Genomic DNA, 15,072 nt, shown 5'->3' on the forward strand with positions numbered 1-15,072 from the left:
AAAGCCAGCTCCTACAAGGCTCTTGGCCAGAGGGTAAATCGCTCGCAACGGCTAACGCAGACATAGCGAATGAACTCGCCCCTACAAGGAGTCAGCCCACCTCGGGTGCAATTCCCCGCGCCTTGAGAAACGCCAGGAACGCCTCACGGCTGGAATACGTCGGCCGGTAGCCGAACTCTTCCTTCAGGCGGCGGTTGTCCAGTACCGGGCGATAGCGCAGGAAATCCAGTTGCTCCGGGCCGTACTGGGTCAGGCCGAGTGGCTTGAGCAGGGCCAGGGCGGTGCGCAGCAGGCCGGCAGGGAGGGGGCGATAGGGCTTGCCGAGTATGCCGGCAATCTCGGCCATGCTCAGCGCACCATCACCGGCCAGGTTGTAAATACCTTCGGCGCTGCGCTCCAGGCCCTCGCGAATGATCGCCACCACGTCCTGGTCCCAGATGAACACGAAGCGGCTCTCATGACCCCTGATACCCAGCACCGAGCGCTTCTGGAACAGTTCGGTGATTTGGTTGTTCACCTGCTCGCCGAGGATGGTGCCGGGGCGCAGGACCAGTTGGCGCAGCTGCGGATGTTGCCTTCGCGCATCGGCCAGCAGCAGTTCCACCTCACGCTTGTGACGGGCATAGGCGAAAAGGTCGTGGCCACGCAGCGGGTGCTGTTCGTCGATCCACTCGGCGTTCTCCGGGTAATAGCCGTAGGCGGCGCCGGAACTGGTGACGATCAACTGGCCCACGCCATGAGCCACAGCCGCGTCCAGCACCGCACGGGTGCCGCCGACGTCGATGGCGTGCAGGCGCGCTTCACTCATGCCGCGCGGCGGCGTCACCACCGAAGCCAGGTGCACGATAGCGTCGGGCTTCCAGCGCTGCACGCAGGCGGCCACTTCGCGGGACAGGCTGATGTCCAGCGACACCGGCTCGATGTTGGACTTTAGCCCTTTATGACTCAGCGGACGGATGTCCGCGGCCACCAGGGTCCAGTCCGGGTGACTCGCGGCCAGGTCGTCCAAGACCTGCAGGCCAATGAAACCGGCGGCGCCGGTGATCAGGACACGCACGGCATTTCCTCCTGGACACGGGGCGCACGGCGCCGCCAGACAGCCACCAGCAAGAGGCCGGACACGATGTGCCAAAGCCCCCAGAAGCCCGCCACCAGGGCCATGTCCAACTGGCCGCCGAACTGGGTCAGGATCAGCCCCAGCGCCAACCCGGAGTTCTGCATGCCAACCTCGATGGTCAGGGCGCGGCGGTCTGCCTCGGCCAGTCCGACCAGACGCGAGGCGCTCCAGCCCAGCAGCAAGGCGCTGGCGTTGTGGCCAACCACCACCAGCAGCACCAGGCCAGCGTTGGCCACCAGCAATTGCCAATTGCCTGCTGCCGCCACGACCAGGAATCCACCAAAGGCCAGCAGCGAAAAGCGTTTGAACCAGGGCAGTACGCGTGCGCTCAGGGCCGGCGCGAGGTTGCCCGCGGCCATTCCGGCCAACAGCGGCAGCACCAGCAGTACAACCAGGCCTCCGATGATGCCGCCGGCATCGACATCCAGGCTGCTCATCTGGCCCTGGAGGAAGGCGGCGGTGTCCGGATTGAGGCTGGCGGTGGCGGCGAAGTTCAGCGGCAGGCTGATGATCGCCAGCAGGCTCGAAAGGCTGGTAACGCTTACCGACAGCGCGGTATTGCCGCGCGCCAGATGGGTGATGACGTTGGACAGGTTGCCGCCAGGGCACGCGGCGACCAGCAACATGCCCAGCTCCAGGCCGGGGCGCAGATCAAGGAAGAGGGTGACGACGAGGGTCAGCCAGGGCAGCAGCAGGCACTGGCAGAGCAGCCCCACCAGGGCCGGCAGCGGCCGTTTCAGTACCAGGAGGAAATGGGCCAGGCGCAGTTCCAGGGCCACACCGAACATCAGCGCGGCGAGCACCAGCCCGAGTATCAATTGCTGACTGCTGTCGTAGTTCATCGAGGAGAGTCTCTTGGTGTTCTTCTGTCGCCAATGCAGGCACAAGGCCAGAGCAGCTTAGCCCCCAACCCTCGCGGCGGCAGTGGCCGACATCGCCAGGCCGAGTGGCCAATCGCGACAGGCACCGGCCGGTTGCCAGGCCACGCGCACTGGGCCAGAGTGCCAACATTCGCCCCGGAGCAGGACGCCCATGTCGATCAGGAAACTGCGCATCAGCGATATCGAAGCCTTGCACCGGCTGTTCGCCGACGTCAGCGCCGAAGGCGAGTTTCTCCTGCGCGCCGAAGCGCCGCCGATCGAGCCTATGCGCGCCATGCTACTGCGCGCGCTGCCATTGAACCTGCCGCAGTTCGTCGCCGATTCGGAAGGCGAGCTGGTGGGCTCCATCGAGATTTTCCCGGCCAGTTTCTGCCAGCAAGAGGACGACTCGGGCGAAGACTTCGGCTTGCTCGGCATGCAGGTGCTCAAGGCCCATCGCGGCCAAGGCCTGGGAGGCTTGCTGATGGAAGCGGCGCTGGAGCAGTGCCGGCTACTGGGCATGCCGCGGGTCGACCTGACGGTGCTGAAGTCCAACCTCCCGGCCATCCGCCTCTACAAGCGCTTCGATTTCCACTGGGTGGAAGACCTGCCGCCCGTGACCCTGCCCAACGGCCGCCCCGACCAACCGCAGAAGATGCGCTTGCGCCTGGTCTGAGCCGCAGGCCGTCAGGCCGGTCGCCGCGCGCCTTTTCAGGGCTGGCGGGGGGCAGTATCCTGCGCGCCTCAGCCCCCAGCCCTGTGGCGACCGATGCTGCTGCCCGCCTTCAAACCCCATGTCCTCAAGCTGATCGAGCTGTTGCAGCGTCACCCACGACTGATCGCCCTCTATGGCTTCTGCTCGGGCATGGCGAGCTTCTTCCTGGTCGATCGGGGCGCGCGGGTGGCCAAGGTGATCGCCATCCTGTTGCTGGTGAGCTGGGTCTGGCTGATGCTGGAGAACATTTTCCGGCGTGGCGTCGAGCGGCTCTTCGGTATCGAACTACCGCCACCCTTGATGCGCTTCCTGACCCAATTGATCCACCAGGAAAGCCTGTTCTTCGTACTGCCGTTCTTTGCCATCACCACCAGTTGGAACAGCGGCCAGGCCCTGTTCACCGGCCTGCTGGGCGCGGCAGCGCTTTGCTCGATTACCGACCCGATCTACAACCGCCATCTGGCGCCGCGCCGCTGGCTGTTCCTCGCCTATCACACGCTCACGCTGTTCGCCGTGCTGCTGGCGGCGCTGCCGCTGATCCTCCAGCAGACCACCGCTCAGAGCTACCGCTGGGCGCTGGGCATCGCCGTGGCGCTGTCCTTCGTCAGTCTGTTCGGTGTCATCCGCGTGCAGAGCTGGTGGCGCGGCCTGGGGCTGGTAGGCCTGACGCTGGCCCTGGGTGGGCTGGGCTGGGTGACGCGGAGCTGGGTGCCGCCGGCAACCCTCTGGCTCACCGAGGTGGCGGTCACCCCTGACCTGGACAACCACAAGCGCACGCCGGGTGATGGCATCAAAGAAGTCAGCGCCGCCGAACTGCATAGCAAAGGGCTCTACGCCTATACCGCAATCAATGCGCCGCGCGGGCTGAACGAACGCATTTACCACGTGTGGCGCTTCAACGGCCGCGAAGTGGACCGCATCGCCCTGGATATCCATGGCGGCCGCGAAGCGGGCTACCGCGCCTGGACCCACAAGCAGAACTTCCCCGGGAATCCCGTGGGCCGCTGGCAGGTGCAGGTGCTGACCGAGGCGGGGCAGATGATCGGCACCCTGCGCTTCCGGGTGACACCGTCAGAGCTGCCGCCCAAACCCCATTGAGCTCGCTCCCGTGGATCAGCGGCGTAGGATGGGTGGAGCGGAGCGATACCCATGCTGACTGGGCGGGTGGATATCGAAAGCACCACCCATCCTAAGAACTCAGGAGGTGGTTTCCCAAGTTCAATTGAATTTGCTACCGAGGTCAGCCGAAGAACCAGTAGCAGACACCGATGGCCGCCAGCACGCCGGCCAGTTCCGCTGCCAGGGCGCAGCCCACGGCGTGGCGCACACGCTGGATACCCACCGAGCCGAAATAGACCGCCAGCACGTAGAAGGTGGTTTCCGTGCTGCCTTGCACCGTGGCCGCAACCAGCGCCGGGAAGCTGTCGACGCCCTGGCTCTGCATGGTCTCGATCAGCATGGCGCGGGCCGCGCTGCCGGAGAACGGTTTGACCAGGGCGGTTGGCAGGGCCTCGACGAAGCGGGTGTCCCAGCCGAACCACTCGACCATCGCGCGAATGCCATCCAGGCCGAAGTCCAACGCGCCGGAAGCACGCATCACGCCAATCGCGCAGAGCATGGCCACGAGATAGGGCAGGAGGTTCTTCGCTACATCGAAGCCTTCCTTGGCACCCTCCACGAAGGACTCGTAGACCGGCACGCGCTTCAGTGCGCCCACCAGGAGGAAGATCAGGATGATGCCAAACAGCGTGAGGTTGCCGAGCAGGGAAGACAACGCCGCCAGGGCCGTAGCGGAGAGGCCGGCGAGCAACGCCATGAAGCCCCCCAGCAGCAGCGCACCGGGCACCAGGTAAGCCAGCACCACCGGGTCCCACAGCCGCAGGCGTTGCACCAGGGCCACCGAAAGCAGCCCCACCAGGGTGGACGCGCTGGTGGCGAGGAGGATGGGCAGGAACACCAGGGTCGGGTCCTCTGCGCCCTGTTGTGCGCGGTACATGAAGATCGACACCGGCAGCAGCGTCAGGGACGAGGCGTTGAGCACCAGAAACAGAATCTGCGCGTTGCTCGCCGTTGTCGAACTGGGGTTGAGATCCTGCAGGGCGCGCATCGCCTTGAGCCCGATGGGCGTGGCGGCGTTGTCCAGCCCCAGGCCATTGGCGGCGAAGTTCAGGGTGATCAGGCCGAGGGCGGGGTGTCCCTTGGGTACTTCGGGCATCAGGCGGTGGAACAGCGGTGCGAGAATACGCCCGAGCCACTCCACCAGGCCGGCCTTCTCGGCGATGCGCAGGAAGCCCATCCATAGGGTCAGGGTGCCGAATAGCAGGATCATCACTTCGACAGAGAGCTTGGCCATGGCGAACAGGCTTTCCACCATCGCCGCCCAGACACCCGGGTCACCCCCGATCCAGCGCCCCAGCGCGGCCACTGCCGCCACCAGGAAAAACCCCAGCCACAGGCCGTTGAGCATTTGCAGTCCCCCCGAAATCAATGAGGCGGATTCTAGCGGGACGGCTTGTGTGGGGGCGAATTCAATCTGCTGAACTCCCCTCTCCCTCTGGGAGAGGGGCCATGGGTGAGGGCGTTGAGCCCCCGCTGGAGCTTGAGCCAATGCGCCAACAAAAAAGCCCCGACCAGGTCGGGGCTTTCCGTCGATCAGATGAAGGCTCAATCGATCACCGCACGGCCTTGGCGCCGCGCTTTGCCGTTGCGAACGCTCGGCAGGGAAGCCAGGTAGCGCTCGCCCTTCTCGGCGTCGTACATGCCCTCCCACTTGGCGATGACCAGCACTGCCAGGGCATTGCCGATCACGTTCAGGGCGGTGCGGGCCATGTCCATGATGCGGTCGACACCGGCGATGAAGGCCAGGCCTTCCAGCGGAATGCCCACGCTGCCCAAGGTAGCCAGCAAGACCACGAAGGAAACGCCCGGCACGCCGGCGATGCCCTTGGAGGTGACCATCAAGGTCAGCACCAGCAGCAGTTGCTGGCTGATGGACAGGTCAATGCCGTAGAGCTGGGCGATGAAGATGGCGGCGATGCTCTGGTAGAGGGTCGAGCCATCGAGGTTGAAGGAGTAGCCGGTGGGCACCACAAAGCTGCTGATGGCGCGTGGCGCGCCGTAGGCTTCCATCTTCTCGATGATGCGCGGCAGTACCGTTTCTGAGCTGGCGGTGGAGTAGGCCAGCACCAGCTCGTCCTTGAAGATGCGCATCAGCTTGACGATGGAGAAACCGAACAGGCGCGCCACCAGACCGAGGATCATGAAGGCGAAGAAGGCGATGGCGAAGTAGACCAGCACCACCAGCTTGGCCAGCGGCAGCAGGGAGGCGAAGCCGAAGTTGGCCACGGTCACGGCGATCAGCGCGAACACGCCAATGGGGGCGTAGGCCATGATCATGTGGGTGACCTTGAACATGGTCTCGGACACGCCCTGGAACACCCTGACCAGGGGCTCGCGGGTTTCCGTCGGCAGGCTGGACAGGCCAAGGCCGAACATCACCGAGAAGAAGATGATCGGCAGCATCTCGCCACGGGCCACGGCGGCGAAGATGTTGGACGGGATCAGGTTCAGCAGGGTCGAGATCAGCGCGTGGTCGTGCTGCACTTCCTGGGCGGTCTGCTGGTACTTGGAGATATCCACAGTACCCAGCGTGCTCATGTCGATGCCGGTGCCGGGTTGGAAGAAGTTGGCCAGCAGCAGGCCAACCACGATTGCCACCGTGGTGATGATTTCGAAATAGAGGATGGTCTTCAGGCCGATGCGGCCAAGCTTCTTGGCGTCGCCGACACCGGCAATGCCGACGATGAGCGAGGCGATGACGATCGGGATGACGATCATCTTGATCAGGCGGATGAAGATGTCACCAGCCGGTTGCAGGACGTTGGCGATCCACCAGGCCTTCTCGGCACTGAAGTGGTTGAGCAGGGCGCCAATGGCGATACCCAGCACCAGCCCGATGAGAATCTGCCATGCGAGGCTCAGTCTGGCCTTGGTCATAGTCGTCACCCTCTGATTTCTTGTGGAAGTAGGGAGCACGGCACCGTCCGGGATGGCCGAGCGGACCGCAAAAAGGGGCGACATGATTCATAGGGGGCTAACGATCGTCTAATGCCGTAACCGTCTACCCCATGCCGAATCGGCATGAGCCTGCGCGCATGGGACGATGGTTCCAGCGCTATCCGTATGGCGACTTCGGCATAGGTCTTTTCCTAGGACTGCGGCGGCAAAGTGCATGCACACCATCTAGGCTGACTGGGTCCGGCCCGATCGGGCCGCCAATCTGTGGCTGAATGGAGAACGTCGATGAAGAAGGTCCTGGTGCTGTATTACTCGATGTACGGTCATATCGAACGCATGGCGGAATCGGTCGCCGAAGGTGCGCGCAGTGTGCCGGGCGTGGAGGTGACCCTGAAACGGGTGCCGGAAACCATGCCTGAGGACTTAGCCCGCAAAGCCGGCGCCAAGCTGGACCAGGCTGCACCTGTCGCCAGTCCGCAGGAGCTGGCCGACTACGACGCCATTCTGTTCGGCACGCCGACCCGCTTCGGCAACATGACTGCACAGATGCGCAACTTCCTCGACCAGACCGGCGGACTCTGGGTGAAGGGGGCGCTGATCGGCAAGGTCGGCAGCGTCTTCACCTCCACCGGCACCGGCGGTGGCTCGGAAACCACCATCACCTCGTTCTGGAACACCCTGGCGCACCACGGGATGCTGATCGCCGGCCTCCCTTACTCGGCGCCGGAACTCGGCGATATCAGCGAATTGCGCGGCGGTTCACCCTATGGCGCGGCCACCGTGGCCGGCGCTGACGGTTCGCGCACGCCAAGCGCCAAGGAACTGGCCCTGGCGAAATTCCAGGGCGCACACGTGGCGACTTTGGTGAGCAGGATGAAGTGAAGGGAGGCGCGCGAAGCATTCAGTACCGAGACAGTATTTTTCCGCTGCCCACCCGGAGCTGGAGCATTTCCAGCTCCCGGCAGCAGCTTGCCTGACCCAGCCCGCATGACTGCGGAGGCACCCCGTCTGCCCCTGGGTCACGCCGCTCCTGATGACGCGGAATAACCCGGCCCCCTGGTCCATCAGCCCGTTACCGGGCATTGATCCCTAAAGCTTTCGAACCTCGTCAGCCGGATCGGCGCCCCATGATGAAGGACACGATGAACAGCACCAGGAAGATAATGAAAAGAATCTTCGCGATGCCCGCGGCGGTCCCGGCGATGCCGCCAAAACCCAGCACGGCGGCAACGATGGCAATGACCAGGAATGTAAGTGCCCAGCTCAACATGGCCTTTCTCCTTCTGCTTTTGGTGTTGTCAGCGCAGCGGCCGTTGGCGCGACTGCGCAAGGACTACCGGCACGACACAGGGTTGTCGGGTCGGCAGGTGTTGCGATTCTGTTGAATGCGCTGCGCAAAACGCCGAAGCGGCACAGCAAGAAGGTCAGGGCGACGATGAAGTTCCACATGGCGAAACGCCTCCCAAGAGATTCAGAAGACCCAGCGCGGCTGGATACCGATATCGGCCTGGATGCGCGAGCTCACCCCGTGCAGCGGGCCGTCGGCGCGAACCGATGCCGTCGAGCTGCTTTGCTCCGCAGCCGGAATCTGCAGTGGCCTGGGCTGGACGCGATCGCGCAAGTGGTGTTCGGCAAGCGTGCCGAGTACCACGACCAGTGCGATCAGCAGGGTCATGAGCCACTTGGATGAGCACCATGGGAAACCGTTCATCCTCGAATCCTCCCTTGGGACGGATTTGCGACCTCGAGACTTCAAGTGCATGGCCCATGCCACTCGTGGCCGTTGAAGAAGCATCGCCAATTCAATTGGTTAAGCCAGCGCTCCAGCCTGGCCTGACGGCGTTTTGCACGATCCGGATCTGCTCATCGGGCAAATTGCACGCTTTCAAAAGGCCCGGAACTTCCCTGTTCCAGGCGGAGTGCTCCTGGAGTGCGCAGGGGTCACAAGAGGTAAAAAGGCCCATGTACATTCAGGTACAGGGGAAATCGCAAGGCCTGTGCCAGTCTTTCAAATTGATAAATATCCCTATGAATCAAATAGTTAGAATATAAGCCAGGACTTCCTACACTTGCATGCTGCAAGAGCTGTAGGAAAAGCGCGTGCAACTTGCACGATATTTCTTGGACTAACTTTCTATGACTCGGAAATGGAGTGAGAGCATGGAACAGGTAACCGAGAACCAGGGACGAATCCTGCTGGTGGATGACGAAGCCGCCATCCTGCGTACCTTCCGCTACTGCCTCGAGGACGAGGGCTACAGCGTCGCCACCGCGGGCAGCGCGGCGCAGGTCGAAGCACTCCTGCAGCGACAAGTGTTCGATCTGTGCTTTCTCGACCTGCGCCTGGGTGAAGACAACGGCCTGGATGTGCTGGCGCAGATGCGCGTACAGGCCCCCTGGATGCGCGTGGTGATCGTCACCGCGCACTCAGCGGTGGATACCGCGGTGGACGCGATGCAGGCCGGAGCCTCTGATTACCTGGTCAAGCCCTGCAGTCCGGATCAGTTGCGCATGGCTGCGGCAAAGCAATTGGAAGTGCGCCAACTCACAGCACGCCTGGAAGCCCTGGAGGGCGAGATGCGCCGGGCCGGTGACGGCCTGGATTCACAGAGTCCAGCCATGATGACGGTGCTGGACACCGCCCGGCAGGTGGCCGCTACCGACGCCAACATCCTCCTCCTTGGCGAGTCCGGCACCGGCAAGGGCGAACTGGCCCGCGCCATCCATGGCTGGAGCAAACGGGCGAAGAAGTCCTTTGTCACCATCAACTGCCCCTCGCTTTCGGCAGACCTGATGGAGAGCGAACTGTTCGGCCACAACCGCGGCGCCTTCACCGGCGCCAGCGAAAGCACCCTGGGCCGGGTCAGCCAGGCCGACGGCGGCACCCTGTTCCTCGACGAGATCGGCGACTTCCCGCTGAGCCTGCAGCCCAAGCTGCTGCGCTTCATCCAGGACAAGGAGTACGAGCGGGTAGGCGACCCGGTAACGCGCCGCGCCGATGTACGCATCCTCGCCGCGACCAATCTCGATCTGGACGAGATGTCCCGCGATGGCCGCTTCCGTGAGGACCTGCTCTACCGCATCAACGTGATCGCCCTGCGCTTGCCGCCATTGCGGGAACGCCACGAGGACACCCTCGACCTTGCCGAACGCTTCCTGGCTCGCTTCGTCAACGAGTACGGACGCCCCGCACGTGCCTTCAGCGAAGAAGCACTGGCGGCGATGGTGGGGTATCGCTGGCCGGGCAACGTGCGCGAACTGCGCAATGTGGTCGAACGCGCCAGCATCATCTGCAACCAGGAGCAGGTAGAAATCAGCCACCTGGGCCTGGGCGACTCCCCCATCGCCAACTCACCACGGGTGGGCGGCCCGCTGAGCCTGGAAGAACTGGAGCGTGCACATATCGCCGGTGTCCTGGCCAGCTGCGAGACCCTTGACCAGGCCGCTCGCACACTCGGCATCGATGCCTCGACCCTGTACCGCAAGCGCAAGCTCTACGGCCTCTGAACGAGCCGCCGCCATGCGACTGCGTACCAGGCTGTTCCTGAGCATCTCCGCGCTGATCACCGTGGCCCTGGTGGGCGTCTTGCTGGGGCTGGTCAGCGTGATGCAGATGGCCGGTTCACAGGAGCGTCTGATCAATCAGGCCTTCTCCACCATCGATATCAGCCTGCGCATGCGCCAGCACCTGGGCGACCAGATGGTCAACCTGATGGGCAAGGACCTCGATTCGCCGGCCCTGCAGGCCTCGCAGCAGAAGTTTCTCGCCGCGCTGGAAGAGGGTCTGAATTCGACGACGGATGCGCCGACCCGCGAGCACTTCCAGCGGATCGCCGCGTCCTACCAGGTGTTCCTCGATGTGATGCGCCAGCCCGCCAGCCTGCGCTGGAGCCTGCTGGACGACGATGATTTCAGCCACGCGCTGGACATCCTGCGCACCAGCATGGTGGAACTGCAGCGCCATTCGCTGTCGGTCGTGGGAGACGCGGAAAGTGCGGCGCGCGACCGCGCCTTGCTGATCGCAAGCTTGCTGGGACTGCTCGGGGTGGCGGTGCTGCTGATCGGTTTCGTCACCGCTCAGGGAATCGCCCGGCGCTTCGGTGCACCCATCGACGCACTGGCCAAGGCGGCCGATCAGATAGGACGCGGGGACTTCCGGGTCACCCTGCCCCTTTCGCCGGTAAACGAGGTGGCGGCGCTGGTCCGCCGCTTCGGCCTGATGGCCGAGGCCCTACGCCAGGTCAAGGAAACCAATGTCGAGAAACTGCTGGCTGAACAACAGCGTTTGAAAGCGGTGCTCGACAGTATTGACGACGGCCTGCTGATCGTCGATCGCCAAGGGCGCATCCAGCACGCCAATCCGGTGGCCCAGCGGCAGCTGTCCTGGGCGGAAGCGCCGCTCGGCCGGCCGCTGTCGCAGGCCCTCGGCCGACCGGATCTGGACGAGTTGGCGCAACGAGTCTTGCGCGGCGAACCCCTGGAGGACGAGCCTGAAGACCTGGTGATCGAAGCCGATAGTGAGCAACGCCTGCTCAGTTGGCGGCTGACGCCGGTGCTGCTGGACGAGGGGCGCCTGCTGGGCGGGGTGATGGTGTTGCGCGACGTCACCGAAGAGCGCGCCTTCGAACGGGTACGCAACGAATTCGTGCTGCGTGCCTCCCACGAACTGCGCACGCCGGTGACCGGCATGCAGATGGCCTTCGGGCTGCTCAATGAGCACCTGCGTTTCGATCCGGAAAGCCGCGAAGCCGACCTGCAGAGGACGGTAGACGAAGAGATGCAGCGACTGGTGCGGCTGATCAACGACCTGCTGGATTTCTCCCGCTACCAGAGCGGTGTGCAGGTCCTGGAGCGTCAGCCCTGCGACCTGGAGGAGCTGCTCGCCGCCTTGCGCCAGCGCTACAGCGCCCATGCCGGCGAGCGCGGCATCGAGATCGAGCTGGAACTGCACCCACCGCTGCCACGGGTAAAACTGGACCGCCTGCAGATCGAGCGCGTGCTGGACAACCTGGTGGGTAATGCCATGCGCCACAGCGCGGAAGGCGGACACATTCGCCTGCAGGCCCGTCGCCATGGCGAACGGGTGTTGTTGAGCGTGGCGGATGACGGCGAGGGCGTGCCTTACAGCCAGCAGGCGCGGATCTTCGAGCCCTTCGTGCAGGTCGGCCACCGCAAGGGTGGCGCCGGCCTCGGGCTGGCCCTGTGCAAGGAGATCGTGCAACTGCATGGCGGCCGCATCGGCCTCTACTCACGGCCGGGGCAGGGCGCACAGTTCTATATGACGTTGCCGGTGTAGACGCCCCTACAGCTTCATCCCGTTCAACACCAGCAGCAGGGCGGCGGTTTCGGCGTCGGGCTGGCCGTCGTAGAGACGCTGGCGGTACTTCATCTGGAACGCGGCGAGGACGTTGCGGGTTTCCTTGTCCAGCACGCCGGTCTGCGGGGTGGTGTAGCCTTGGCGGGCGAGCTGCTGCTGGAACCAGCCGACGGTGGGCAGGGCAACGGCGAAGCGCGCCTGCTCGCGGGCTACTGCGCGAGCGTCAGGCCAGGGCACCAGGCCGGCGTCGGCGAGGCGTTTCCAGGGGAACAGCGGACCTGGGTCGACCTTGCGCTGGGGCGCGATGTCGCTATGCCCGATGATGCTGCCCAGCGGCAGGTTGTGGCGCTGGACGATGTCCTTGAGCAGCAGGATGAGGGCCTCGATCTGCTCTTCACTGTAAGGTTGGTAGACCCGTCCGGCAGGGGTATCGCGGTAACCGTCGTTGACCAGTTCAATCCCGAGGGTACTGGCGTTCAGCCAGGTTCGGCCCTGCCATTCGCTCTCCCCGGCATGCCAGGCGCGACGGTTCTCATCCACCAGGCGATAGATCCTGGCCGGCTGATCGCCGATCAGGTAATGGCTGCTGACGCCATCACGGGTCAGCAGGCGCAGGGAGTTCTCCATGTTGGTGGAGGTGTAGTGCAGTACCACGTACTGCACGCGACTGCTCTGGCTTACAGAGCGCTGGCTGTCATCGATGCGCAGGCCGCCGGCACAACCACCGAGCAGGAGCAAGGCGAGACTTAGAACGAAGGTCTTCATGGGTTCAGGTGCAGGATGCTTTGCAGGTTATCAAGCAACATGTCGATGCTGAGCATGATTAGCAGCATGCCGGTCAGGCGCTCGACGGCCATCAGGCCGCGGTCGCCGAGGAAGCGCTGCAGGAAGGCGGCTTGCAGCAGGATCACAGCGGTGCAGGCCCAGGCCAGCAGCACCGCGACGTAGAGTTCCCAGAGCGCCCCCTGATGGGTGTTGCGCAGGGTCATCAGGACGGCGAGGGCCGAGGGACCGGCCACCGCCGGGGTGGCCAGGGGCACCAGCATGGGCTCGCCGCCGGGCAGATCGCCGAGCACGCCCTCCGGACGCGGGAAGATCAGGCGCAGCGCGATGATGAACAGGATGATGCCACCCGCGATGGCGATGGACTCACGGGACAGGCCGAGGCCGCTGAGGATCTTGTCGCCGAAGGTGAGGAACAAGAGGAGCAGCGCCAGGGCGAACAACAACTCCCGCAGGGCTATGCGCAGACGTCGTTCGGGTGCCACGCCTTTGAGGGCGGCGATGAAGATGGCGATATTGCCGAACGGGTCGGTGACCAGAAAGATCAGGACGGCAATGCCTAGGATTTCCATGGGGGACTCCCCTTAACCAATGGGCAGAAGTGTAATGGCCGGATGCGCCGGCGTCTGCGCGCAGGCTCGTGCGCAGCACGGCGAACCTGTTGCGAAATCTTCCCCAGGCACGCCGAAAGGAAAAATGGGGGCGCGGATTATAGCGCGAGGCCAGCATGGTAATCGGACATGGGGCCTACAGGCCTGGATGAACGGCGCGATGGCTTTTCCGGCTGCAGGTAATGTTGTAGGTAGGGGACACCCCAGCCGAGGAAGACCGCCATGCGCCGCGCGCTGCTCTGGTTGAAGCAGGATCTCAGACTCGACGACCACCCGGCGCTACAAGCGGCGCTCCAGGCCGATCGCCTGTTGCCCGTGTACGTCATGGACCCGGCCTTGCTTCGCCCCTCACCCTTCGGCCCACGACGGCTCGGCGTGCACCGCGCACGCTTTCTGCTGGAAAGCCTGGCGGCCCTGGATTCGGGCCTGCGCCAGCACGGTTCGCGGTTGCTGGTGGTGCACGGTCGCGCCGAGCTTGTGATTCCCACGCTGGTGGATCACCTGGGCCTGGACGAAGTGCTGACCCTGGAGGAGGTGGCGCCTTACGAGCGCAATGAAATGCGCCGCGTGCGCCATGCTCTGGGCGTACCGCTCATCGAACTGCCGGGAAACAACCTGCTGCGCGAAGAGGAGCTACCCCGGCCGCTGAACGAACTGCCGTCGGTCTTCAACCAGTTCCGCGACCTGATGGAGGAGCGCCTGCACGTCTTCCAACCGCGCCCGGCGCCGACCCACCTGCCACCACTGCCCAGCGGCGCTGCAAGCCTGATGGCGCCCCTGCCGACCTTGTCGCGGCTGGGCCTGGGTGAGCCCCAGGGAGTACCGACTACCGCCTTCCCTTTTTCCGGCGGCGAACCCGCCGCCCTGGCGAGACTGCGCGACTACCTCTGGGAAACCCAGAGCGTGCAACGGCACCAGGAGTCCCGCAACGGCATGATCGGCAGCGAGTATTCCTCCAAGCTGTCCCCCTGGCTGGCCAACGGCTGCCTGTCACCGCGCCGGGTGGCTGCCGAGTTGCATCGGCTGGAGGCGCAACGCGGCCGCAACGAGTCGACCCAGCAGCTGTGGATGGAACTGCTCTGGCGCGAGTTCTTCCGGTGGACACTGTTGCGTTATGGCAGCGCCCTGTTCCGCGCAGACGGCCTGAAGGCCACCGCTCGGGCGCCGGCGAATCTCGATGAGCGCTACCTGCGCTGGTGCAACGGGCGTACGGGCATGCCACTGGTGGACGCCAACTTGCGTGAGCTGGTGATGACCGGATGGATGTCGAGCCGTGGTCGTCAGGTGGTGGCCGCCTACCTGGTCAACGATTTGCAGCAGGACTGGCGCTATGGCGCGGCGTGGTTCGAGGAACACCTGCTGGACTACGACCCGGCAAGCAACTGGGGAAACTGGGCCTACCTCGCCGGAGTGGCCAGCGATCCGCGTCGCGCACGGGCCTTCAACGCCCTGCGCCAGGCCCGCCAGCATGACCCGGACGCCACCTATGTCAGCCTCTGGCTACCGGAGTTGCGCGGCTTGCCGGCAGAGCATCGGCACACGCCCTTCATGCTGAGCGAGCCGCAGTTCGCCGGGCTGGACTACCCACGTCTGGAGCATATTCCGGAAAACTGGAAGCCCTACATCTCGAGTGCCGCCTGAGTACCCGAACC

General features: G+C 64.4%; 14 protein-coding genes. 6 read left to right on the forward strand and 8 right to left on the reverse strand.

The genetic code is table 11. The features are described 5' to 3' along the window. Window positions 1-91: 91 nt before the first annotated feature. Both AAHM40_RS19735 and AAHM40_RS19740 read right to left on the reverse strand, forming a co-directional pair. Window positions 92-1,057, reverse strand: a complete 966-nt coding sequence (locus tag AAHM40_RS19735) for an SDR family oxidoreductase (RefSeq protein ID WP_342246149.1) — start codon at window positions 1,055-1,057, stop codon at window positions 92-94. Further along, window positions 1,045-1,959, reverse strand: coding sequence for a bile acid:sodium symporter family protein (locus AAHM40_RS19740; RefSeq protein ID WP_342246150.1), 915 nt, complete (start codon window positions 1,957-1,959; stop codon window positions 1,045-1,047). The genes AAHM40_RS19735 and AAHM40_RS19740 overlap by 13 nt, the downstream gene beginning before the upstream one ends. A gap of 190 nt (window positions 1,960-2,149) precedes the next feature. Here AAHM40_RS19740 and AAHM40_RS19745 point away from each other — a divergent pair, with 190 nt between their 5' ends. Together AAHM40_RS19745 and AAHM40_RS19750 are read left to right on the forward strand one after the other, a co-directional pair. After that, entirely contained in the window at window positions 2,150-2,653 is a 504-nt protein-coding gene (locus AAHM40_RS19745) for a GNAT family N-acetyltransferase (RefSeq protein ID WP_342246151.1), read from the forward strand. Window positions 2,654-2,746: 93 nt separating this feature from the next. Further along, the gene (locus AAHM40_RS19750; protein ID WP_342246152.1) at window positions 2,747-3,790 is read left to right on the forward strand and encodes a DUF5924 family protein; all 1,044 of its coding nucleotides are present in this window, start codon (window positions 2,747-2,749) and stop codon (window positions 3,788-3,790) included. A 142-nt stretch (window positions 3,791-3,932) separates the two neighbouring features. Here the strand turns inward: AAHM40_RS19750 and AAHM40_RS19755 are convergent, their stop codons facing one another. Further along, on the reverse strand, window positions 3,933-5,159 hold the full coding sequence (locus AAHM40_RS19755; RefSeq protein WP_342246153.1) for a nucleoside recognition domain-containing protein: 1,227 nt from the start codon (window positions 5,157-5,159) through the stop codon (window positions 3,933-3,935). A gap of 197 nt (window positions 5,160-5,356) precedes the next feature. Then, entirely contained in the window at window positions 5,357-6,688 is a 1,332-nt protein-coding gene (gene gltP / locus AAHM40_RS19760; protein ID WP_342246154.1) for a glutamate/aspartate:proton symporter GltP, read from the reverse strand. A 306-nt stretch (window positions 6,689-6,994) separates the two neighbouring features. Here gltP and wrbA point away from each other — a divergent pair, with 306 nt between their 5' ends. Further along, window positions 6,995-7,591: an NAD(P)H:quinone oxidoreductase gene (gene wrbA / locus AAHM40_RS19765; protein WP_342246155.1), complete on the forward strand. Its 597-nt coding sequence runs from the start codon at window positions 6,995-6,997 to the stop codon at window positions 7,589-7,591. Window positions 7,592-7,817: 226 nt separating this feature from the next. Here wrbA and AAHM40_RS19770 read toward each other — a convergent pair whose 3' ends face one another. Together AAHM40_RS19770 and AAHM40_RS19775 are read right to left on the reverse strand one after the other, a co-directional pair. Continuing rightward, window positions 7,818-7,979, reverse strand: coding sequence for a DUF1328 domain-containing protein (locus tag AAHM40_RS19770; protein WP_028627098.1), 162 nt, complete (start codon window positions 7,977-7,979; stop codon window positions 7,818-7,820). Window positions 7,980-8,180: 201 nt separating this feature from the next. Further along, window positions 8,181-8,420 (reverse strand): hypothetical protein, encoded by a 240-nt coding sequence (locus AAHM40_RS19775; RefSeq protein WP_342246156.1) that lies wholly within the window; start codon window positions 8,418-8,420, stop codon window positions 8,181-8,183. 449 nt (window positions 8,421-8,869) lie between these two features. On the opposite strand from AAHM40_RS19775, the gene algB reads away from it, so the two are divergent. Together algB and AAHM40_RS19785 are read left to right on the forward strand one after the other, a co-directional pair. Continuing rightward, the gene (gene algB / locus AAHM40_RS19780) at window positions 8,870-10,216 is read left to right on the forward strand and encodes a sigma-54-dependent response regulator transcription factor AlgB (RefSeq protein ID WP_342246157.1); all 1,347 of its coding nucleotides are present in this window, start codon (window positions 8,870-8,872) and stop codon (window positions 10,214-10,216) included. 13 nt (window positions 10,217-10,229) lie between these two features. Continuing rightward, window positions 10,230-12,005 carry a KinB sensor domain-containing domain gene (locus AAHM40_RS19785; RefSeq protein WP_342246158.1) on the forward strand — a complete coding sequence of 592 codons (1,776 nt, stop codon included), beginning with the start codon at window positions 10,230-10,232 and terminating at the stop codon, window positions 12,003-12,005. Window positions 12,006-12,011: 6 nt separating this feature from the next. On the opposite strand, the gene AAHM40_RS19790 is transcribed toward AAHM40_RS19785, so the two are convergent. After that, on the reverse strand, window positions 12,012-12,791 hold the full coding sequence (locus AAHM40_RS19790) for an N-acetylmuramoyl-L-alanine amidase (RefSeq protein ID WP_342246159.1): 780 nt from the start codon (window positions 12,789-12,791) through the stop codon (window positions 12,012-12,014). Continuing rightward, window positions 12,788-13,381 (reverse strand): MarC family protein, encoded by a 594-nt coding sequence (locus AAHM40_RS19795; protein ID WP_342246160.1) that lies wholly within the window; start codon window positions 13,379-13,381, stop codon window positions 12,788-12,790. Before AAHM40_RS19795 ends, AAHM40_RS19790 begins: the two co-directional genes overlap by 4 nt. Before the next feature lie 261 nt (window positions 13,382-13,642). Between AAHM40_RS19795 and AAHM40_RS19800 the strand changes: the two genes are divergently transcribed. Further along, on the forward strand, window positions 13,643-15,061 hold the full coding sequence (locus AAHM40_RS19800) for a DASH family cryptochrome (RefSeq protein ID WP_342246161.1): 1,419 nt from the start codon (window positions 13,643-13,645) through the stop codon (window positions 15,059-15,061). Window positions 15,062-15,072: the final 11 nt, after the last annotated feature.

The sequence above is a fragment of the Pseudomonas sp. OTU5201 genome (assembly GCF_038440135.1).
In the GTDB taxonomy this organism is placed as follows: Bacteria; Pseudomonadota; Gammaproteobacteria; order Pseudomonadales; family Pseudomonadaceae; genus Metapseudomonas; species Metapseudomonas resinovorans.

Bases quoted from the DNA above. Each gene is read 5' to 3' on its own strand.
- AAHM40_RS19785 (WP_342246158.1), top strand. From the start codon at position 10,230: ATGCGACTGCGTACCAGGCTGTTCCTGAGCATCTCCGCGCTGATCACC.
- AAHM40_RS19775 (WP_342246156.1), bottom strand. From the start codon at position 8,420: ATGAACGGTTTCCCATGGTGCTCATCCAAGTGGCTCATGACCCTGCTG.
- AAHM40_RS19745 (WP_342246151.1), top strand. From the start codon at position 2,150: ATGTCGATCAGGAAACTGCGCATCAGCGATATCGAAGCCTTGCACCGG.
- AAHM40_RS19800 (WP_342246161.1), top strand. From the start codon at position 13,643: ATGCGCCGCGCGCTGCTCTGGTTGAAGCAGGATCTCAGACTCGACGAC.
- wrbA (WP_342246155.1), top strand. From the start codon at position 6,995: ATGAAGAAGGTCCTGGTGCTGTATTACTCGATGTACGGTCATATCGAA.
- AAHM40_RS19795 (WP_342246160.1), bottom strand. From the start codon at position 13,381: ATGGAAATCCTAGGCATTGCCGTCCTGATCTTTCTGGTCACCGACCCG.
- AAHM40_RS19770 (WP_028627098.1), bottom strand. From the start codon at position 7,979: ATGTTGAGCTGGGCACTTACATTCCTGGTCATTGCCATCGTTGCCGCC.
- algB (WP_342246157.1), top strand. From the start codon at position 8,870: ATGGAACAGGTAACCGAGAACCAGGGACGAATCCTGCTGGTGGATGAC.
- AAHM40_RS19740 (WP_342246150.1), bottom strand. From the start codon at position 1,959: ATGAACTACGACAGCAGTCAGCAATTGATACTCGGGCTGGTGCTCGCC.
- AAHM40_RS19755 (WP_342246153.1), bottom strand. From the start codon at position 5,159: ATGCTCAACGGCCTGTGGCTGGGGTTTTTCCTGGTGGCGGCAGTGGCC.
- AAHM40_RS19750 (WP_342246152.1), top strand. From the start codon at position 2,747: ATGCTGCTGCCCGCCTTCAAACCCCATGTCCTCAAGCTGATCGAGCTG.
- AAHM40_RS19790 (WP_342246159.1), bottom strand. From the start codon at position 12,791: ATGAAGACCTTCGTTCTAAGTCTCGCCTTGCTCCTGCTCGGTGGTTGT.
- gltP (WP_342246154.1), bottom strand. From the start codon at position 6,688: ATGACCAAGGCCAGACTGAGCCTCGCATGGCAGATTCTCATCGGGCTG.